Genomic DNA, 19,892 nt, shown 5'->3' with positions numbered 1-19,892 from the left:
ATACACAATTTAAATTACAGTCTCCATGGACATTTGAACTTTGCCCCACCCCGGACATCTCTACTTAGCCTTGACATTTTTAACATTTTCAATGAGTTACAAAATTAGCTCCTGACTCAAATTCCTACCACGCCGCTGAAGCTATACTTGGGCCATGTCGACACAAAAGGATCAGCTGCCTATGTGTGGCCGCTTTGCCCAGTTCCATAGCCGAGACGAATTTCTCGCAGCCCTGGAGTCCGAAACGCCGGTGATCACCACCGGCGACTGGCGCGCCCGGTATAACGTCGCCCCCGGCACGCCGGTACCGCTGTTCCATCATCATGAGGATCAGCTGCAGCTGGCGCCGGTTGACTGGGGATATGCGCCAGCATGGTGGCGCGCCCAGGGAAAACCGGCCCTCATCAACGCCCGCGTCGAAACCGCTGCAAGCAGCCGAATGTTCGGTCCGCTCTGGAAACATGGGCGTGCGCTGGTACCGGCATCGGGTTGGTACGAATGGAAAAAATCCCCGGACAATCCGCGACTGAAACAGCCGTATTTCATCTATCCCGCCGATCGCAGCCCGTTGTTCTTCGCCGCGTTGTGCGCCACTGATCCGGAAGTGGCTGACAGCTTCGTCATTATCACGGCCGCCAGTCATGACGGTTTGGCGGATATTCATGATCGGCGCCCACTGGCGCTGCCGGCAGCCGCCGCCCGCGACTGGCTCGATAGCCGGTTGATTCCGCCACCGGGTGACATGTTGGCCGACATCTACAGTCTGCAGGCGGAGAGTTTTGCCTGGCAGCCAGTATCCTCAGACGTCGGTACCGTTCGCAATGACAGTGCATCACTCATCGTGGCCATCGATACACCCAAAGTCTGACCCGGCGTTATCCACAGTTTTAGTGGATAACATGTGCGCAAGCCCCCGAAAAATTATCGTCAATGGGTATAAAAAAACACTCAGAAAATTATTAGATTACGCCACAACTGGCAGGGTGGCTTGGTTTCAGGCTTGCGTCCACGCGCGTTTCGTTTATGATTTACTGTATATATATACAGATAAATTATACCTATTATGAACACGCCAAAATTGTATTTATTTTCACCAGGCCAGCCCGTAAAACTCCCGCTATTTGGTACACAATGCCCTGCGGGGTTCCCCAGCCCTGCCGATGACTATGTTGAGCAATCAATTGATTTAAATGATTTTATAAAGCATCCGGCGGCGACATACTTCATCCGGGCTACTGGCGAATCGATGACCGACGGCGGGATCTTGTCGGGTGATTTGCTGATCGTCGATCGGGCGGAAAAACCCGTGCATGGCAGCATCGTCATCGCCGCCGTTGACGGCGAATTTACTGTGAAGCGCCTACTGCTCACCCCGCGGGTCTGCCTGGCGCCAATGAACCCGGCATACAGCCCCATTTACCCCGAAACCCTGGAAATTTTCGGTGTGGTGATCCACGCCCTCCACTCATTTGGGAGGTGATCATGTTTATGCTGGCTGACGTCAACTCAATGTATTGTGCCTGTGAGCAGGTTTTCCGGCCAGATCTTAAACATAAGCCATTGATTGTATTATCAAATAACGATGGCGCCCTGGTGGCAATCAACAGAGAGGCGAAAAAACTTGGTCTGAAACGCGGCATGCCATTTTTCCAGGCAAAGGACACAATCAGAATACATCAGGTTACTGTGTTCTCGAGTAATTATGCCTTGTACGGCGATATGTCGGCACGTTGCATGACCGTTCTGGAATCCCTCGCGCCGGCGCTGACCATCTACAGTATCGATGAAGCATTTTTGCACGTCGCCGGCATCGATGCCGTTGAGTCATTCGAAGACTATGGCCGGCGCGTTCGCGATACCGTTTTGCAGCAGACGGGACTCACCTGCGGGATCGGTGTCGCCCAGACGATGACGCTTGCCAAACTCGCGAATCACGCTGCGAAAACCTGGCCGGCCACCGGCGGCGTGGTCGACCTGACGAACCGCAACCGACAACGAAAGTTGATGGCGTTGCTGCCAGTCAACGAAGTTTGGGGATGCGGGCGCCAACTGACGAAAAAGTTGGCCACGATGGGGATCACCACAACGCTGCAGCTCGCGGACAGCAATCAGGCATTGATTCGCCGGACGTTTGGTGTCGTACTCGAGCGCACAGTACGCGAACTGAACGGAGTTCCGTGCATCTCGATCGAGGCGCTGCCGGCAAAGCAGCAGATCATCGTCAGCCGCTCTTTTGGCCAGCGCGTTACGCAGCTGCAAGACATGCACCAGGCGGTGTGCCAATACGCCGAGCGCGCCGCCGAGAAACTCCGTCGAGAGCGGCAGTATTGCCGCCATATTTCAGTATTTGTGCGAACCAGTCCATTTGCTTCCAATGAGCCGTATTACGCGAACAACCACAGCGTGCAGCTCATGTTGGCCACGCAAGACACCCGCGACATCGTGGCAGCGGCCGTGAAAGCGCTCAACGCCATCTGGCGCGACGGGTATCGCTACCAGAAAACGGGCATCATGTTGAACGATTTCTGTGACAAGCCTGGCCAGATCGATCTCTTCGACGAACATCCACCGCGTGCCGGCAGCGAACAGCTGATGAAAGTCATGGATGGCATAAACCATTCCGGGCTGGGTAAAGTTTGGTTTGCTGGCCAAGGGACGAATAAATCTTGGGCAATGCGCCGAGAACTGCTTTCCCCCTGCTACACGACACGACTCAGCGATATTCCTGTCGCCAGGATGACGTAAGTCATATTTCATCATCGAGGATTCTGGGCCAGGTAACACATGGCATTGAAGATTGCAGGTCATTCCCTCCCCTGTAGGGGGCAGTTTGGATATAGAGAATTATTGTACGGTAAGTATATTTTTTGAACAGAATTACCTATAGCAATAGGGTGTACTCCTGCACTATAGACTGCTTGGCTAGCATTTTTAGCCAATGAGATAACCTAAATGCGAAACAGAATGCCCGATAATTTAAATGCGATAATCGCTGATACAAGATCAATAAATTACTCACCAACGTTGGTAAAATAATGCTCTAAACGTACAATAATTTCCGGTTTTCAAACCGCCCCCCATGGTACTAATAATAGACAATTAAGGGCATTTAATGCAGCGTTTAACTTTTTATATCGCAGCGATGGCGGTAACACTAGCGGGATGTAGCGGGCATTACGTCTCACCCGCAGAAAAGACTGCGGTAGACCAGCTGAAAACAATCACCGGCGATGATGAACTTTGCCAGGCGTTAGCCACGGTTAACAGAGCCCCCGCAAAATCTGGAGGTGTGGCAACGATGCAAAGAGAAGATTTTGATGTTTACTACGCCCAGCAAACCTATTTAAAGCAGCGTATCGCCGCACGCAGTCTGGATTGCAGCAAACCGAAAAAAACGCAGACGGTAGCACCAGCGGAAGAGTTAAGTCCGCGCCAGGAACAAGCGCGCGTCTCTGCGACGTGCAGTGCCATCGCGCAACGTTCAAAATTAGCAGATCCTAACGTCGTTTATGAAATGTGCGTTCGCGGCTACAAAGCGACGTCGAAAAAGTGTAGCCATGATATAGCCGGGTTTACTGAGCAGTCGCAGCAGCTGACCGGAGCAGCGAGAGCTGAATATCTCGAAATAGGGAGCGCATTCCGTGTAGGCTGTAACTTAAAGGTCAGATCTTAAGTGATGAGTTACCAAGGATCAGTTTGGAAATACGCTAAGCGTACAATAATTTCCGATATCCAAACTGACCCCAATAAGATCTGGGCAATGCGCAGGGAACTACTTTATCCAAGTTACACAACGAGGCTTCGCGACATCCCTATAGCCAAGCTATCTTAAGTTCACCCGTACTAATTAATTAAATTAAGTCAAATATTCGAAATTAAATCTCACGCACTAATCATCATTTATCATCTCATCTAATAATATAAAAATCACTTAAATAAAAAGTTAACAACACATCAACAGAACATTGAAATTTCCAATCAACTCTATATCACTCACATAATTTTAATTGTATAATGTTTTTGAAGTCATAATAAATCAGAGGTTATAATGAAGTACCGCAGCGACATTGACGGCTTAAGAGCTATTGCCGTTACTTTAGTTATTTTATTTCATGCTGGATGCATCTTTATCAATTCTGGATTCATCGGCGTTGATGTTTTCTTTGTTATTTCAGGATATTTAATAACAAAAATAATATTGGGCGGAACAAACAATAATGAATTTAACTTAAAAAACTTTTTTATACGTAGAATTTGGAGACTTCAACCTTCTTTCCTATGCGCAATAATATTTACGTTAATAATTGGCAGTGTTTTCTATTTGCCAGAAGATTACAATACATATCTTCACAGTGTAAAGAACGCATTGTATTTCTCATCAAACAAATATTTTGCTGATGTGACCACAAGTTATGCATCACAAGATTCTAATTACCTGCTACTATTGCACACTTGGTCACTATCAATTGAATGGCAGTGGTATATAACATTCCCAATAGCATTACATATGGCATTAAAATACTTTCCCGAAAAGAGAGTTATAATAACAAATCATATAATCACTATTTCGTTATTAATCACATCATTATACTTATCATATCATTCTAACATTGACAGATATTATGATTTCATTTCACGTTGTTTTGAATTACAAATTGGCAGTTGCTTAGCATTTTACAAATTCAACGAAAAAAGCAATAAATTCACCAACCTGTTTGGCCTGATAGGTCTACTAAGCATCATATCCATAGGTTTTTATCCAGGAATTATAAATGGTTATCCTAACATTTACACAGTGGCAATAGCATTAGCTACTGGGATGATTATTTTTTCCGGTGAAAAAACAGATTCCATTTCATCTTTTGTACTATCGTCAAACATCTTAGTAGGTATAGGTAAAAGGTCATACTCTTTATATCTATGGCATTGGCCAGGGATCGCCTTGCTACATTACCTTAATTTGTTCAATAATACGATGATGTTATTATTAACTTTGCTAGGATCATGTATACTTGCTTGTATATCCTACAAATACATCGAAATGCCGTTACGTAAAGTACAAAAAAGTCTTTCTTTTACAGTAACGATCTTAATCGTCATTCCTCTATTAATGTCTGTAATAATTTACTCGATAGCAAAAAAAACCGACAATTTTCCTTGGCGGTTCGGAAGTGATTTTTCAAGATCATCCGCTCTTATTGATGAATATAAATCTCTATCCGGTCATCGCTCAGACTGCTTAACAGATCAATTTGATAATGAAAACAATGATGTGCTTTGTACTTTCGGGGAAATATCATCTAAAAAGAAAGCCTTATTCATAGGTGATTCTAATTCAAACCATTATTGGATGTTCTTGGATGTTTTAGCTAAAAATTCAAACCTTTCAATAACGTCACTAAGTACATCATCTTGCTTAACATTGCCTGGGATTTATCAATTTGATTGGTGGCATTTTTATAACACTGTATATCAAGCATGCTATGACAATACAAAGACGTATTATAATAAAATAGAAAATAACAAATTTAACTATGTTATTATTGGTGAACTATGGCCAATGTATGTAAGCGATAAAATAATCAACCAACCTGAAGATGATCGCTCGTTAGAACTTTCAATGAAAAGATTAGACGAAGCTCTGAGAAAATCATTGGATATCATAGTTAAATCCGGTTCTGTGCCTGTAATAATGAAAGAGATCTACACTCGACCAGAAGGATACGAAACATGTCTGAAAGAAAAGGTAGTTCTAAGACAGGAATATACACATGGAGAATGCAATAGCCAAGAATGGTCACAGTCCAACATGGGTTGGTTTGATAAAAAATTTATTGAATTACAAAAAGACTACCCGTCTTTGATAGTTATCGATATCAAAGATGCCCAATGTGCCGGGAATAAATGTAAAACTGAAATTGATGGGGTTTCTATTTTCCGTGATGTAGGTCATTTGAACGATTTTGCAGCGTATAAATTAGGAGAAATATATTTACGCTCAAATGGAAACCCTTTCAAATAGTCTTCTGTAGAGAAGAAAGGTGTAGCCACAATACCTATATTGAGAGGATCAACAACGATCCTCTCTGTTCCCCACCTCTTGCTAGACTTGGTCTTTTAACAACGCTGGACACTCCCCAGAGGTGTGGATCGCAACGAGCCGTTGCGATGATGGTCTTACCGGCAAAAGAGCTACATTGGCCTTTCTAGCAACGATTTATGAAGTTCAAATTTTTTATGGGACCCGCCGGTTTTCCGGTGGGGGCTACCGCAGTTTACATCATTAAACTTTAGGTGTTTCCCATAATAGAGTTATCCACATATCTACAGGATTGTTTTTTAAGTGCTTTTTTTATGTTTTTTAAAACATTTTAAAAGCTTTTTAGACAACGCGTGAGCTCTTTCGTGGTGCGGCCCTCAGCCCTGTCAATATGGGATATACCAAAACTAACTATGGGTGAAACCTATAGTTACTATGGGTAACAGCTAAAGTTGTTATGGGTAACAGCTAAAGAACGTATGGGAAATAGCTAAAGTTAGTTTTTTCTGTGAATCCCTATGGGAAACAACATAAGTTTGCCTTGACCACATCATCTAGCTGATGCAACTATGGGTACATTACAAACAACCCATAGATAGTTATATGAATGAAAATAAAGGGATTGTTAAAACTAGTCGTCCAGCTATAGCACAATCTAATGAACTGACCGAGGCAGCTTACTATCTCTCACTGCAGGCAAAACGAGTACTGTGGTTATGCCTCATGGAAACCTATCGGCAAGAAGACCATCCAGGTACGTTTACAGTGCGAGTTGCTGATTACCAGCGATTGTTCAAGGTGAGCCAAGCTACGGCCAGTACAGATGTCAGGAAGGGCATTGATGCCTTGTCAAACAGCTCTGTTACCTTCTTTCCATCTGATGGGGAGTATGAAGAACGGAAACGCCCTTGGCTGGCAGAAGCTGGTTTAAAACGAGGCCGAGGTTCATGGAACATTGAATTCAATAATAAAGTGATGCCCTACCTTCTTGATCTTAGTAGTCAATTCACTACTTACAATCTTTATGATTGTGGCCGCATTAACAGTGTGAGAGCTATCCGCCTTTACGAAAGCCTTTGTCAGTTTAGAAAATCCGGCATATGGATCACAACACCAAATTGGTTAGCTGAACGTTACCAACTCCCACAATCGCAACGAGATAATTTTGCTGAGATGAAACGGACGTTCATCAAGCCGGCCCTGGATAAGATCAGTAAAGAAACCCCCTTGACGGCCTCAATGTCAGAGACCGACGATGGCAAACTGATTTTTACCATCATTACGAAAAACCCGGAGCCAGCCTTACCTAACGTTTGAACTTTAGCTTTTTCCCATACATTGAGCCTAACGAACTTGTGCTGTATCCCATAGTCGTTGGGCTAAATTTCATCTTCTGCCGAACGGCATGCAGAAATGATAGTAACTTTAGCTATTTCCCATACCCATGCTTTTCAAGGCATCCGAATCGTCTTTTTCTTAAGCTTTAATTCTATTTCGTCGATCATCAGCTGGAGCATTTTCACAAGGTCTAACGTCAATTGTTCAGCAGCCTCAAAACTGAGTTTAAGAATGTTGATTTGCCCTTCACCCAACACATTTTGCAATGTGACTCGTTTGAACCCTTCCAAGTGACGCCTTTCTTTCAATAACTGAGTAATACGCTTGGTGATGATCTTTGCTATGTCAGGATACTCGGGGTTTTCGAAAACGTGCAGATGGCTTTTTACCAAGGGCTCCCAGGAAAACAAGATGTCGTATCGAGTAACAAAACGGGCTTGCTTGGGTGGAAAGTGCCACAACACAATAAACGGCATGCTATTTCTCATGCACAGCTCAAAATGGTGCTGCCATACATTGGGAATTGCCCGTCCTTCACACAATAGATAATAATCGGAAGGTTTAAGCGTTGGGACACTCACGGGCAGCGGATCAGACAAAACAGTGCCAATCCGGGTTTGCCAATGTTCGCGCAATGCTTCGTTCATTGGAGGGATCGTAATACATAACCAACTGAGAGGGATGTACACGGCTATAGAAGGGTCAACAACCCCTTCTTCTGAACTAAGGTATACCTTACAGCTTTCAACGATTTCGACAGCTCGAGGGTTATCTTTGTGCGTTTCTAGCCAGGCGATAAATGGACTCGGTACAACATGGCACAAATTTCCCCAGCTGCGACCATATTTATAGAGCTCCCAACCAGTCTGTCGGATGTAGTGATGTTGCACGTATCGCACTAATTGCTGAGTCAAATCATCCTGAGAGGTTGTTTTGAGTCTGAATCTTTTACGCGGTTTGATAAGTAAATCAATAAACAACGTCGCCATAAATGCCTATCAGTCTGTATACCGTGACTAAACCTATAATGTTACTCAAGATTTCCGTGAATAGCATCCCAAAATACCCGTTCTATTCGCCGTAAAACCCTACTTTCTGCACGCTTTAATGTTGATTGATCAGTAATCGATCAATGGATTTGTTCAATATCTATAGGACAACTATTGCTGCTGTGGATTCATCCGCAATTATTGTCCACAACTACCCCAAACGGCCCCCCATCCTGCTAAGCCGGTCTTTTTCGGTGATTAAAAAGTTTACTGTAGTGTAGATCGCAACGTGCCGTTGCGAAGCTGTACCTTGCAATCGGTGAGCTACCTTGGAGGCGAAGCCGACTTTCGTGGGTGGGCATTGTAGCTTGAAGAAACGATTGAACTAGGATTTTTCTGCCTATCGAGGTTTCGTGCTTTATGGGATGGAGTGTTATAGCCCGAAGCAAAGCGGAGGGAGCTATTTTCGAGAGCCTGGCTTTAGCCGGCACGAAATATACTCCCCTTTTTTGGGGCTTGTTTTGTTCAGAAATAACCTTCGAAATTAACTATTTTTTGTGAGTTCGTTCGAAGTTAACTGAATGATATTTCATCAACTGTTTGAGTTGACGGTCGAAGACCATGAACTACGTCTAATTTATCGTTCCGGCAGACTTTTGAAGGGTACCTTAGACATATACAAATGGGTTTTTAGCGCTTACACGCAGCACAAAACCCGCGCTGGCGCACGGGTCATTGTATTGAACGGTGAAAATAATGCTTAGTGGAGTACACCGGCTCGTTCCAGCAACAGCCGGTAATACTGTTCAGGATCATCCCGCTCTAAAGACGGGTGTTCATCAGTTAGGCCGCGCTTGAGCTGCATAATCTTTATTGGATGAGCCTCTGCACTAGTAGACCAGCGAACCCAAGTCATTTGATACCTGTTCACTATTTTTCCATTGCGCGTTCGCATTTTAGAGGCCATTTCATCTAGTTCTTTCCCTAGATCTTCAACGATCGCCTTCTTCTCTTGCAGCAGATCGGGACTCACTACCCACCTCTTAATCTGTCGCAGGCGATTTTTCAATGAATGGTGTGAATCAATATCAATTCCAAGTCGGGCCATGCGTAGTTGATGACGTTCGTGCTTCTTGCGCAGGGATTCTGTTAGGCCGTTCACCATCGCCCACTGGCGGTAGCCATGAAGCCATAAGCGAATTTCCTCAACAGCGATCCCACGGCTGGTAAAAAAGCGTTCTGTAAGAAAAATACGCATCGCTTTATATTGGCCAGCATCAGTATCCCAAGCCCGATGCACAACCAGGTAATCCAACTCCTCCATCACATCCCTGGCATGGGTCGCCACATCACAAGATTTACGGCCACTCTCATAAATATGCAGCACGCCGATGGCGCGAGCGATTTCCTCGAACGGAGCAATAATCTCAAACGGGTAATCAGCATCCGGGTTATAGTCGCAGTTGGCTGCTAATGCTAAGGAAAGTGCGGTCAATGCACGCCGGCTTTCTTCACGTGTGCTCACTCGCATAGGTTTCGGGGTATAACTTGGATCGTTTCGACGTCGATATGGGATATATCCACGTTGACGCAATGCAACCAACGCAGAATTCCGGTTCCAGTCATGCTGGCGAATACGAGCAACGACTTTAGCAGCGGCGCCACGAGGTACGGTACCGGAGAACACCGCTACATGGTGACAGTGGATTTTGGGTTGTCCTTTCCGTAAACGGTTTGATTCACCGCGACGGGTTGGAGAATAGACAGGTTCAGGGCGAACCTGATAGTTGATTGCTTGCTCAGTCACCCTGTCCTGAACTTATGGCGGACAGGTATTGTTTTCTAAATAGCATGCGTTATAATCTCTGCAGGCCAGCGCCTGCTTTTGACCCCCTGATATCTGACTCTTCCGCCAAGTTGATGACAGATTTCGGGGGGTTTTTGCATTCAAGGCCTGTACCTTCCAAGCCTTGTTCCCTGGACATTTAGGATATGCCCTATCCACTACAGCCTGTAATTTTCGTTACACACTGATCGAATTACGTCGACTGCTCAGGTACTTAGTACCTTTTTAAAACAGTACAAATCGCTGTAAATACTACCCGATTTTCGCGTCCTTGCAACAAAAGGATCTCTGGCGATCTTTTTTTGTGCAGTTCACCTACGTTTCTGATGATTGACCAACAAAACTAGCCACGTCTTCCCGCAATACCCCCCCTAATCGAAAGATGTCCTGAGTGATTTTCATACCACAATAGAGCCACCCTTTATCTATCAAACTAAATTCAATAAGAATCCACCTAAATAATAACATCGAAATTGCTTTTTCACGGCAAATTGTTCAATAAACAAGCAAATGAACAATTGATTAATATAGTTAATTATTCTGTTTTGATAGTTATGTCGATCTAATGATCTGAAAAAAGGATCTTTTCTAGATCATTGATTCAAAAAATTGAGTTATACAGGATTTTAGCTCTGTTTATGGCATATTTCACAACATTTAAGATCGTCAAAAAAACCGTTTACACAATTTAACTTTGCAAATACACTTCGCGGCATACTTAAGCACAGGCTTCAAAGGATCGCCAGTCCGCCAACTAGCAACCCATTGAACCTTGTAATTTAGCTTTAGCCTGGACTGCGCCTGATTACACCTAATCGGGCACCTCCCTGCCCCGGGTGTCGGGTGCAGTCCAGGCTAAAGCGCAGTCAGGAGAAACCGCGATGTCCGTTTCCTCTTACAACAGCCTCTGCCAATCATCCAACATGGGATTGATTTTGGCGGAGCCTGCCTGTCTCGCTGCGCTTTATCATTTTTCTGCCGCTCATCAACGGGGAATGTCATGGAACGCTGGTATCTCGCCTGCCATAAAGCGGGTAAAGACAATGTCTTTAAAGCCCAAATGACGTTAGAACGCATGAATATCATGGCGTTCAGCCCTGTCATGCGTACATACCGTCCCCGTTCCGATCGTCCAGGCCAGCTGCGGCCGGTGATGGAGCAAATGTTTCCTGGGTACCTCTTCATCTTCTTTGATACCGAAATCCACCATTCATCAAAAATCGAACTCTGCCCTGGGATAAGTCACCTGGTACGTTTTGCCGGTGAAATCACTCCAATTCGAGATGCTGTTGTGGATGACGTAATGCAGTTACCTGTTTGCGTGCAAGCCTTTTCCCGTAAGAACCCAGGCAAACGACGCTGGGATAAAGGGGCAACACCTCTTAATCAGCAACAGCGCCAACAAATACAGGCGTTGGTTGATACAAATGATGGCGACACCCGCAGCGCCCTATTCTTTGCCTTCATAGAAGCACTACGCTAACCGCTATCCCCGCTTTATTTGATTTCAGCATTTCTCTGTACAACCGGAGGATAGATGTCGAAGCAAGCCCTGAGTAAAACCATTGCCGTTGACTGGCAACCCGAAGATTTTGTCTTGCAAACATTCGCCCTTGAAGACGATGCCCGGAGCACTTGCCGAGCTGAAATTGACAGCGGTGAAAATTTCCTCCCTCAATATTTATCCCTGCTGAGCCGTTGCCGCTCACTGCGCCAAACATCACGCCAGCAGCAAAGACATCCCTAATTAACACCCCCCTTGGCTGCCCGGTACCCCGGTCGGTCTTTTTTATTGATTACGTGCTTACGTCTCTACGTAACCGAGGTGATATTTATGACACAACGGAAAAACTACTCATTGAATGCCAAACATAATCAGATGCTTAATGAGCAAGCGGTAAATTTGACGGGGATCCTCAGTCGTCCAGTAGCCTGTCGTGATGTGCTTGAGGCCATTTTGGACCTGACCTCAACGCTGGATAATAACGCCCTAGCACAGCGAGTTCTTGATCGTGCCAATGAACCAAAGCGTGGTCGACGCCCCGGCCCGAGGAAAAACCGCCTATGAAATCATTCCTCCCCGTCGCTCTTCCGGTGGTGTTGTCTGGGTGTGCCCTTAATACCCACACACCGCCGACAGTACCGGCACAGCAGTTTGTCACTACGCTGATCCAGGAACAGCTCCCCCTTATCCAACAGGCACAGGCAGAACTCGCTAAAGCCAGCCGTGTAAATCTCTCACCGGGCACGCCATTACCTTTACCTGCTTCATCAAAAGTCCTGCCGGCAAGAAATGCAACTGAGACACCTGCACTGGCGGGTCAGGCTGTTCCCACATTGCATGCTATTCGTTATCTCGGGAAACGCGTTGGAACACCTGCGCTGGCGGGTGCAGGTAAATCCCAGACACTTCGTCAGGCTTTGCGCCAGATAGTGCCGGCAGGGTGGCAAGTTGCTTTCTCGCAAGAACTTAAGCCGGATACTCGCGAAACACTACAGTGGGCCGGTAATGATCAATGGCCATTTGTTTTGGACGACGTCTTGCAGCGACAGAGCAAGGTGGCCTTGCTCGATTGGCAAGCCCAGCGCGTTTCCGTCGCGTCCAAATCGGCCGCGTTTACACCAGGAATGGCAGTAACACCACCACAAATCAAAACGTCAGGACCTACGCCTACAGCCCCAACGAGCACCAGTAAACAAGGTGCGGTTGCTTCTGGGCGCAATCCATTCGGTGGAAAATTACCAGTGCCACGTCCTGCTGCAGCGGTTAAAACCACTGCATTTGTGACCTTGCCTAAAACAGTTATTAAGCCAAAGGTCTGGCGGATAGAAGCCGGTAGCACGCTGAAAGACACCCTGTTTAATTGGGCTGCAAGTGAAACGTGCTCTACTCCGGGAGTCGCTAATTGGACTGTGGCGTGGCTGACACAAGCTAACTATCGTATCGATGCTCCGTTGCAGTTTGAGGGCAGTTTCAGAGATGCGCTGAACGGGTTGTTCACGCTATACGGTACGGCAAAAGTGCCACTGTATGCAGGTGTGCGTAACGAACAATGCGTCATATCGGTGGACGATAAGGAGATCCACTGATGGTCTATTGGCTGTTATCGGTGTTTATAGGTTTCCTCGTCTGGTCAAACATATCACCCCATGACCAAACGGGTACACAGTTGCAGGATAGCACGCTGAGCCAGCGCGCTATTCAAACCGTCCGTTATATCAATGATATCAATGACTGGCGCTATAACAATCCTTCGCAAAAAGACGGTGTAATCCCGGACAGCGCCTTCGGCTGGTCATCCCTTCCTGCGTTACACAATGTACTGCAGGCTGACCGTGTCTATGTCTACCAACCTGACCAACCTGGGCTGATGTCTGCGCTGTTAGCACAAAGCCGGCACTCAGCCTTAGTTGGAAAAGTTGTTGCAAGACGCCTGTTAGACAGTTTTGGCAACGACATGCAGGTCAATGTGCCGGATAGCATTACTGACGGTAGCCTGGTGTACCTCAACTAATCCCTCTCCCCCAAGGTTAAAAATGAAAAAACACCTCCCCTTAACCGGGTTGGCGGCGACATTGTGTTTGCTGCTTTCCGGATGTGCACCACTTGAACGTATCGACAAAATCGACAACACCGTCTCACAGAATGAAAAACAAGCCGATAAACATCTGCATGCGATAAAAAACGGCGCTGTCGTTCGTGATCTGACATCACAATGGATCAACCCCTATCCATTAAATGCGCAGGCCGGGGGTAATGGCTTACTACCGCCCTGTGCCGTCGCCATTAACCGCCCCGGTAGCATTACGTTGGCAGAGGTCAGCGCCTTCATCAGTAAACGATGCCGCCTGCCTGTCGTCGTCACCCCGGATGCACAAATCATGCTCGCCCCAACAGGAGGCGGGAAGACGGAACAACTCAGTGGCCCCGTTCCCGCACCAGACCCTAATGGGATGGTACCTTTGGCCGCGTTGGGCGGCTCACCCGTTCGCCCTGCACCGGCGGTAACCGGTGGTACTGCACTGAGGGGCGTGTTTTGGCAGGGGGAACTGGGCGGGTTGCTCGACAATGTCACCACGCGCCTGGGATTGTCATGGCGTTATGAGCAGGGCCGGATCGCAATTTTCTACCTCGACACCCGCACCTTCCCGGTCATGTTTATGGACAGTAAAGCGAGCTTTGGCTCCAAGACAGTGAGCGGTACCACCTCGTCAATGGGCGCTACGGGCGACAGCAGCGGCGGTGGACTCAGTGGAGACTCAAATACCTCCCAGGCGACCGAGATGGAAATCAAGTCCAGCCTTTATGAGGACGTCACCAATACCATCAAGTCGATGCTGACGCCGGGTACCGGCCGCATGAATCTGTCCGCTGGCGTGCTAACAGTCACCGATACACCGCGTGTCCTCGAGCAGATCGGCCGTTATCTGGATGACCGCAACAATGAGCTCAATCGACAAGTGGTGCTCAACGTACAGGTCTACAGCGTGGAAAAACGCACTCAGGATCAGTACGGCATTGATTGGAACGCCGTATTCAACAGCGGCAGCATCGGATTGTCATTGACCAATGCATTCAGTGGTGCTGCTTCCGATGCCCTGAACGGGGGTGTTTCTATCCTTGATGGCAAAGGTGCCGGCACAAAGGCCTTTATCAAAGCCTTGTCCGAGCAAGCGAATGTTAGCGTGATGACCGAAGCATCCAGCATGACCACTAACCTGTCCGCAGTACCCATTCAGGTTGCTCTGCAACAGGACTATGCCTCCAACGTCACCACCGAAAACACGGCCAACGTCGGCTCATCGAGCAGTATCACCAAATCGACGATCACTACCGGCTTCAATATGACGGTATTGCCATTCCTGATGCCCAAGTCGCCAAAAATGCAGCTGCAGTTCGCGATTAATATGTCGGATGACCCGACCATGCGCACGTTTACCAGCGAAAAAACGTCTGTCGAACTGATGAAAACTCGCCTCAAGACGTTTACCCAACGCGTGATCATGCAGTCCGGACAAACGCTGGTGCTGAGTGGCTATCAGTCTCTCAATAACACCGCTAACCGTCAGGGAGTTGGGAGTTTCCGCTTCTTCGGGCTTGGCGGTGGAGCCAACGGTGAGAACAACAAAACCATGCTTGTCATTCTTATCACCCCTGTCATCTTGGGATAAGCCATGAAACAACAGACGACATACACGTTGCAGAATGGGAAGGTTTGGCTTGTGGCAGGATTGCACTGGCAATATCTTCCGTTACGTGGGCGCCGTAGCATGCGAATGCGCGCTAAAGAGGCAAATGCCAGTCACTGGGCGGCGTTGTCTATCGGCGACGGACAAGCTCAAGGCACGTTACTGGGCACTGTCACTATCTCTGATAAATCCCCCCGGACAAAGGGGCAACATTCGTTGGCATCGATGGCGTTAGCTGTTATGCCGGTGCTACCAGAAGCCTGTTACGGTGTTTTCCCCCTCGCTGATGGCCAATATTGGTTTGTCGCTATCAGCGACGGCATGCTCTCCCCGTTCGGCGACATCGTAGGCGACAATGCAGCCATACGAACCGCAGTTTCAAATTTTCTACAGATAACCTCGGCACCAACAGCAGGTTGGACGGTGTACGCCCCACGCGGTTTTTTCCCGGATAAGGAAACCGAAGATAAGGCGCTCTCAGCACTGATCGACAACAAAATCGGTTTACGACGCGCCCGCCTGAGCAAAACCCATAACCCGCAGGTACTGTGGTTATGGGGCGTTGCAGTGGTGACCCTGGGCGTGGGATACGCCAGTTACTCGGTATGGCAAACGCAACAGGAAAATGCGCGTATTGCCGCCGCTCAGGCCGCATTGATGGCCAGACAACAATTGGAGCAACAGGCACCTGCTGACAATCTGAAACCCTGGGCAATGCAACCGAAATTCCCCTCGATGCTCAGTGCCTGCAGTAGCGTGTGGAAAGACGCGCAGATTTCCATTGCGGGATGGGTGTTCAACACGGCCACATGCGATGCACACGGCAAAATCATACTGCATTATACATTGCCGAATGGGGGAACCGTGGGTGACTTTGCCTTGCGGCTGCCGGTGCTCTACGGCTCAGATATTGAACCGGTATTTAACATTCCCGGCAGCGCTGATGATGCATCCTTTTCCTTAACCGTTCCGCTATCACTGCCGGAAACCCCTGAAGTTTTACTCCCGGGCAACCAACAGATTCAGCATCTGACCAGCTATGCTCAGCGCATCAATGCCCGTCTGCGCCTCAGTGAAACAGATGCTGCCACCCAGTTAACACAGGGCGACATACAAAACCTGCCCTGGCGTACCTATAGCTTTACGTTCATTACCGACATACCGCCTGATCGGTTGTTTGCCCCTACGCGCTTCAATAGCCGTGGAATAAGGGCTTCCAGCATCACGACCACGCTCAAAAACAACCGTCTGGAATACACCATTGAGGGACTTCTGTATGCCAACCGTTAAATCCTGGGTAACACCCTGGGCGTTGTGCCTGGTGTTGACCGCACCCGGTGCATTCGCCGCGCCTGTCGCTGACATACCGGCGGCCCCACTTGCTACACCTTCGGCTGAACAATCGGTGAAGCCACCAACATCAGCAGATATTCCACTGCCAACCACTTTCACCCGCAACGAGGCTGGACGGGCATTAAACCTGGGGCAACTCGAAGCCATACAGGCTGAGACGGTGCTGTATGAGGCTCAACTTGCCAGGGCCAAAGCCTTGAATGAGTTGCAAAAGAACGGTTATGACCGAGGACTGGATCAACCTTTCAATCCGGCGCCCCCTGCTCAGGACAACAAGAACGAAGTCAAGGGTGCAACTCAAGATGCCACCCCGCCACAAATCGTTGAGATCACCGGGAACGGTAAGGGCTTTACCGCTGTGTTAGCCCTCAGTAATGGCAACCAGGTCACTGTGCAAGCAGGGAACCGCATTCCAGGTACGGAATACGTTGTTAAACGTATCAACCTCAATGAAGTGGTCGTAACCGGGAAAAACCAAACAATGGTGTCACTTTCCTTTGCGGGGTAGCGAACATGTTCGAAAAACGCGGTTCAACATACATCTATTTGGACCTGACAAAGTCTGAAGCCCCCACCCTGTACATCTCGGATGCTCACATCAGTCACTTGGCCGTTCAGTCTGAAATTGCTAACGCGCACAAGAAATACCCCAGGTTGCACATCGAGCGTGTACAGCTCGATAAATTAAGAGAATTGCAGCAAAGCCAGGTAACAGACAACCCCGAGGCTAACGATTATTCCGCGCAACAGGCGAAAATCATCGGTTTTTTTCGGGAGGCCAAGATAAAAGGTGCCAGTGATATTCATCTGCTGATCGGGATGAATAATGTGACAGTGGTGCAATTTCGCGTGCACGGTGATCTCGAAACGGTGACCCAATTGGATCATGCCGAAGGGGTAACGCTAGCATCAACTATCGTGATGTCTATGTGTGACGTGGCCGAAAAGAGTTTTAACCCCAATCGTGCGCAAGATGGGCGGGTGCGCAAAGAGTTTCTGCAGGGGCTTAAGTTATTCGGCGCACGCTATGCCCATACGCCAGCAGAGTTTGGTTTGTATGTCGTAATGCGCATTTTACCTGATGAAGGCAAAGCCCCTCCCACACTGGACGAATTGGGTTTTTTACCGGAACAACAAATACTCATTCGCCGCATGCTGGCACGCCCCGAAGGCGTGATTATCCTGTCAGGCCCGACCGGCTCCGGGAAAAGTACCTCCCTGCGTACATTCAGCGAGATGTACCTGTCTTTTACAGGTCACCGCAAACGCTTGATGACGCTGGAAGATCCGCCAGAGGGGTTGATTCTGGGAGCAGTTCAGACCCCCATCATTGCCGATAAAAACGATCCGGATGCCGTTAGTCGTGCCTGGGTTAGGTCTATTTCTGCCGCGTTGCGCTTAGATCCTGATGCCATAGTCGTCGGCGAAATTCGTGATGCCAACTCGGTTAAATCTGCACTGACGGCGGCCAAGTCCGGCCACCTGGTGGAAACGACGCTGCATGCGAATGACGCTGTCGGCATTCTTGACCGCCTGACCGACACATTGGGTATCCCCATGGGCCAGGTGGCCGATCCTCAAGTCATGATCGGGCTAATTGCCCAACGACTGGTGCAATTGCTGTGCCCTCACTGCAAAAAAAGCTGGAGTGAGGTCTGTGACAAGCTGGAAGAAGAGAAGAAAGAGCTACTTGAGCGGTTTTGCGAGGTGGAGAAACTGGCCTTTCGTCATCCGGAGGGATGTGAGCACTGTTACAAGGGCGTTACCGGTCGGCGTGTTATTGCCGAAGTTATCCGCCCTGATGCCCGGTTTATGGAACTCTTTCGCCATGAGGGCAAGCTGACCGCACGCAGTTATTGGGTTAACGAATTGGGGGGTATTACCCGCGGCCAACATTTGCTGCGTTATCTCAATGCAGGGATGGTCGACCCGATTGATGCGGATTACATCAGTCCGCTGGACGAGGATAGTCTGACCTTGCTGCCGCCGGAGATAAAATCATGATTTTACGCTTGCGCGAACGTCTGGCAGCACTCCGCAGTAAGCTGCCCTCATCGAAAAACATGAATGAAGGGTTAGGCCGTTGGCTGGCTCAAAAAACCTTCTCCACCGCCGACCGGCTGACCCTCTACGAGGATTTGGCTTTCCTGCTCGACAATAACCTCAAGGTGGAAAAGGCCCTCCAGGCAATGATAGGAAGCTACGGAGGAAAACGTCCCCCGGTTGTTTATTGCCTGGAGGAAATGCTAAACGCCCTGCGCCAGGGAAAATCAGTCGACCAAGGGCTCTCATCCTGGATACCCCAGCAGGAAGCTGCAATTCTCAGCGGCGGTGTCCAGGACGGTAACCTGGCTGCTGCTTTATATCGAGCCATTACTGTTGTTCAGGGAATGTCTGATATGAAATCAGCGTTGGTTTCCACGCTGACTTACCCGTTAATGCTACTGGCAACGACATTCGCCATGATGAAAATGGTGACTGTCTATTTTTTGCCTCGGCTGGAGTCATTATCAGCTCGAGATCATTGGGTTGGCGCCTTGTGGTGGCTTAGCGCCATCTCCGAATTCTTTGTCAATCACGCCATTATCCTGTGTGTGTTCATTATTCTGTTCGTTGTTTTCGTGATCTGGTCGATGCCGAACCTCATAGGGAAAACACGGCAGCATGTTTTAGACCGTTTATTGCCCTGGAGCGTATATCGCGACGTTCTCGGTGTGGGGTTCCTTCTGAATTTCAGTGCATTGATGCGGGCACAGGTGAAAACCGAAGACGCCATCGAGATGCTGAGTCGCTATGCGCCGCCCTGGTTGTATGAGCGCTTAGCTGCCACTCAGCACCAGGTCAGACAAGGTAACCACCTCGGTCTGGCATTACGCAATGCCGGCTACGGTTTCCCTTCCCCACGTGCTATCGACAAGTTGGTCCTGCTGACCGATGGCGATAACGCTGAAATCATTATTGAAAACTTTGCTCGAGCCTGGCTTGTGCAAACTGTAGTCCGGATCAAGCGGACGGCGTCCTTACTTTCCAACCTCGCATTGGGCACCAACGCTGGATACATGATCCTGATCGTCCTTGCTACACAAAACCTCAACGACCTCGTGGGCGCACATTAATGTGCCCATCTTTTTAAAAA

General features: G+C 48.2%; 19 protein-coding genes. 17 read left to right on the top strand and 2 right to left on the bottom strand.

From position 1 onward, the window contains the following. Window positions 1-181 precede the first annotated feature (181 nt). The 7 genes from ACGS9J_RS23330 to ACGS9J_RS23300 all read left to right on the top strand — a co-directional run bounded on the left by ACGS9J_RS23330 (window position 182) and on the right by ACGS9J_RS23300 (window position 7,357). Window positions 182-868 (top strand): SOS response-associated peptidase family protein, encoded by a 687-nt coding sequence (locus ACGS9J_RS23330; protein ID WP_129935396.1) that lies wholly within the window; start codon window positions 182-184, stop codon window positions 866-868. A gap of 195 nt (window positions 869-1,063) precedes the next feature. Then, complete coding sequence (gene umuD / locus ACGS9J_RS23325) at window positions 1,064-1,480, top strand: translesion error-prone DNA polymerase V autoproteolytic subunit (RefSeq protein WP_129935306.1); 417 nt, start codon at window positions 1,064-1,066, stop codon at window positions 1,478-1,480. Between the two features lie 2 nt (window positions 1,481-1,482). Beyond that, on the top strand, window positions 1,483-2,745 hold the full coding sequence (umuC, locus tag ACGS9J_RS23320) for a translesion error-prone DNA polymerase V subunit UmuC (RefSeq protein WP_442233047.1): 1,263 nt from the start codon (window positions 1,483-1,485) through the stop codon (window positions 2,743-2,745). Window positions 2,746-3,112: 367 nt separating this feature from the next. Next, window positions 3,113-3,673 carry a hypothetical protein gene (locus tag ACGS9J_RS23315; RefSeq protein WP_442233046.1) on the top strand — a complete coding sequence of 187 codons (561 nt, stop codon included), beginning with the start codon at window positions 3,113-3,115 and terminating at the stop codon, window positions 3,671-3,673. Between the two features lie 3 nt (window positions 3,674-3,676). After that, on the top strand, window positions 3,677-3,832 hold the full coding sequence (locus ACGS9J_RS23310; protein ID WP_129935300.1) for a DUF4113 domain-containing protein: 156 nt from the start codon (window positions 3,677-3,679) through the stop codon (window positions 3,830-3,832). A 216-nt stretch (window positions 3,833-4,048) separates the two neighbouring features. Further along, window positions 4,049-6,022, top strand: a complete 1,974-nt coding sequence (locus tag ACGS9J_RS23305; protein WP_442233045.1) for an acyltransferase family protein — start codon at window positions 4,049-4,051, stop codon at window positions 6,020-6,022. A 621-nt stretch (window positions 6,023-6,643) separates the two neighbouring features. After that, window positions 6,644-7,357: a replication initiation protein gene (locus tag ACGS9J_RS23300; protein WP_233527572.1), complete on the top strand. Its 714-nt coding sequence runs from the start codon at window positions 6,644-6,646 to the stop codon at window positions 7,355-7,357. Between the two features lie 134 nt (window positions 7,358-7,491). Here the strand turns inward: ACGS9J_RS23300 and ACGS9J_RS23295 are convergent, their stop codons facing one another. Together ACGS9J_RS23295 and ACGS9J_RS23290 are read right to left on the bottom strand one after the other, a co-directional pair. Continuing rightward, window positions 7,492-8,367, bottom strand: coding sequence for a hypothetical protein (locus tag ACGS9J_RS23295; protein WP_129935294.1), 876 nt, complete (start codon window positions 8,365-8,367; stop codon window positions 7,492-7,494). Window positions 8,368-9,127: 760 nt separating this feature from the next. Further along, the gene (locus ACGS9J_RS23290) at window positions 9,128-10,174 is read right to left on the bottom strand and encodes a Replication protein (RefSeq protein ID WP_129935394.1); all 1,047 of its coding nucleotides are present in this window, start codon (window positions 10,172-10,174) and stop codon (window positions 9,128-9,130) included. Between the two features lie 1,039 nt (window positions 10,175-11,213). Between ACGS9J_RS23290 and ACGS9J_RS23285 the strand changes: the two genes are divergently transcribed. The 10 genes from ACGS9J_RS23285 (at window position 11,214) to ACGS9J_RS23240 (ending at window position 19,872) form a co-directional block, all read left to right on the top strand. Next, the gene (locus ACGS9J_RS23285; RefSeq protein ID WP_017891032.1) at window positions 11,214-11,696 is read left to right on the top strand and encodes a transcription termination/antitermination NusG family protein; all 483 of its coding nucleotides are present in this window, start codon (window positions 11,214-11,216) and stop codon (window positions 11,694-11,696) included. Window positions 11,697-11,750: 54 nt separating this feature from the next. After that, on the top strand, window positions 11,751-11,960 hold the full coding sequence (locus ACGS9J_RS23280) for a hypothetical protein (protein WP_129935392.1): 210 nt from the start codon (window positions 11,751-11,753) through the stop codon (window positions 11,958-11,960). A gap of 87 nt (window positions 11,961-12,047) precedes the next feature. Then, complete coding sequence (locus ACGS9J_RS23275) at window positions 12,048-12,281, top strand: hypothetical protein (RefSeq protein WP_128865607.1); 234 nt, start codon at window positions 12,048-12,050, stop codon at window positions 12,279-12,281. Next, a complete protein-coding gene (locus tag ACGS9J_RS23270) occupies window positions 12,278-13,303 on the top strand; it encodes a toxin co-regulated pilus biosynthesis Q family protein (RefSeq protein ID WP_442233044.1) in 1,026 nt (341 codons plus the stop codon). Before ACGS9J_RS23275 ends, ACGS9J_RS23270 begins: the two co-directional genes overlap by 4 nt. Then, the gene (gene pilM / locus ACGS9J_RS23265; protein ID WP_017891030.1) at window positions 13,303-13,728 is read left to right on the top strand and encodes a type IV pilus biogenesis protein PilM; all 426 of its coding nucleotides are present in this window, start codon (window positions 13,303-13,305) and stop codon (window positions 13,726-13,728) included. Before ACGS9J_RS23270 ends, pilM begins: the two co-directional genes overlap by 1 nt. A gap of 22 nt (window positions 13,729-13,750) precedes the next feature. Next, window positions 13,751-15,385, top strand: a complete 1,635-nt coding sequence (gene pilN / locus ACGS9J_RS23260) for a PilN family type IVB pilus formation outer membrane protein (RefSeq protein WP_129935387.1) — start codon at window positions 13,751-13,753, stop codon at window positions 15,383-15,385. Between the two features lie 3 nt (window positions 15,386-15,388). Then, window positions 15,389-16,693 (top strand): type 4b pilus protein PilO2, encoded by a 1,305-nt coding sequence (gene pilO2 / locus ACGS9J_RS23255; protein WP_442233043.1) that lies wholly within the window; start codon window positions 15,389-15,391, stop codon window positions 16,691-16,693. Next, window positions 16,680-17,264 carry a type IV pilus biogenesis protein PilP gene (gene pilP, locus ACGS9J_RS23250; RefSeq protein ID WP_129935383.1) on the top strand — a complete coding sequence of 195 codons (585 nt, stop codon included), beginning with the start codon at window positions 16,680-16,682 and terminating at the stop codon, window positions 17,262-17,264. Before pilO2 ends, pilP begins: the two co-directional genes overlap by 14 nt. A gap of 5 nt (window positions 17,265-17,269) precedes the next feature. After that, complete coding sequence (locus ACGS9J_RS23245) at window positions 17,270-18,760, top strand: GspE/PulE family protein (RefSeq protein WP_129935381.1); 1,491 nt, start codon at window positions 17,270-17,272, stop codon at window positions 18,758-18,760. Further along, entirely contained in the window at window positions 18,757-19,872 is a 1,116-nt protein-coding gene (locus ACGS9J_RS23240; RefSeq protein WP_017891025.1) for a type II secretion system F family protein, read from the top strand. The genes ACGS9J_RS23245 and ACGS9J_RS23240 overlap by 4 nt, the downstream gene beginning before the upstream one ends. Window positions 19,873-19,892: the final 20 nt, after the last annotated feature.

The organism is Serratia quinivorans (assembly GCF_052113645.1).
Classification (GTDB): Bacteria; Pseudomonadota; Gammaproteobacteria; order Enterobacterales; family Enterobacteriaceae; genus Serratia; species Serratia quinivorans_B.
Note: the sequence above shows the minus strand (reverse complement) of the source record. Positions and strands in the feature narration are given on the sequence as shown.

Bases quoted from the DNA above. Each gene is read 5' to 3' on its own strand.
- ACGS9J_RS23330 (WP_129935396.1), top strand. From the start codon at position 182: ATGTGTGGCCGCTTTGCCCAGTTCCATAGCCGAGACGAATTTCTCGCA.
- umuD (WP_129935306.1), top strand. From the start codon at position 1,064: ATGAACACGCCAAAATTGTATTTATTTTCACCAGGCCAGCCCGTAAAA.
- umuC (WP_442233047.1), top strand. From the start codon at position 1,483: ATGTTTATGCTGGCTGACGTCAACTCAATGTATTGTGCCTGTGAGCAG.
- ACGS9J_RS23315 (WP_442233046.1), top strand. From the start codon at position 3,113: ATGCAGCGTTTAACTTTTTATATCGCAGCGATGGCGGTAACACTAGCG.
- ACGS9J_RS23310 (WP_129935300.1), top strand. From the start codon at position 3,677: ATGAGTTACCAAGGATCAGTTTGGAAATACGCTAAGCGTACAATAATT.
- ACGS9J_RS23305 (WP_442233045.1), top strand. From the start codon at position 4,049: ATGAAGTACCGCAGCGACATTGACGGCTTAAGAGCTATTGCCGTTACT.
- ACGS9J_RS23300 (WP_233527572.1), top strand. From the start codon at position 6,644: ATGAATGAAAATAAAGGGATTGTTAAAACTAGTCGTCCAGCTATAGCA.
- ACGS9J_RS23295 (WP_129935294.1), bottom strand. From the start codon at position 8,367: ATGGCGACGTTGTTTATTGATTTACTTATCAAACCGCGTAAAAGATTC.
- ACGS9J_RS23285 (WP_017891032.1), top strand. From the start codon at position 11,214: ATGGAACGCTGGTATCTCGCCTGCCATAAAGCGGGTAAAGACAATGTC.
- ACGS9J_RS23280 (WP_129935392.1), top strand. From the start codon at position 11,751: ATGTCGAAGCAAGCCCTGAGTAAAACCATTGCCGTTGACTGGCAACCC.
- ACGS9J_RS23275 (WP_128865607.1), top strand. From the start codon at position 12,048: ATGACACAACGGAAAAACTACTCATTGAATGCCAAACATAATCAGATG.
- ACGS9J_RS23270 (WP_442233044.1), top strand. From the start codon at position 12,278: ATGAAATCATTCCTCCCCGTCGCTCTTCCGGTGGTGTTGTCTGGGTGT.
- pilM (WP_017891030.1), top strand. From the start codon at position 13,303: ATGGTCTATTGGCTGTTATCGGTGTTTATAGGTTTCCTCGTCTGGTCA.
- pilN (WP_129935387.1), top strand. From the start codon at position 13,751: ATGAAAAAACACCTCCCCTTAACCGGGTTGGCGGCGACATTGTGTTTG.
- pilO2 (WP_442233043.1), top strand. From the start codon at position 15,389: ATGAAACAACAGACGACATACACGTTGCAGAATGGGAAGGTTTGGCTT.
- pilP (WP_129935383.1), top strand. From the start codon at position 16,680: ATGCCAACCGTTAAATCCTGGGTAACACCCTGGGCGTTGTGCCTGGTG.
- ACGS9J_RS23245 (WP_129935381.1), top strand. From the start codon at position 17,270: ATGTTCGAAAAACGCGGTTCAACATACATCTATTTGGACCTGACAAAG.
- ACGS9J_RS23240 (WP_017891025.1), top strand. From the start codon at position 18,757: ATGATTTTACGCTTGCGCGAACGTCTGGCAGCACTCCGCAGTAAGCTG.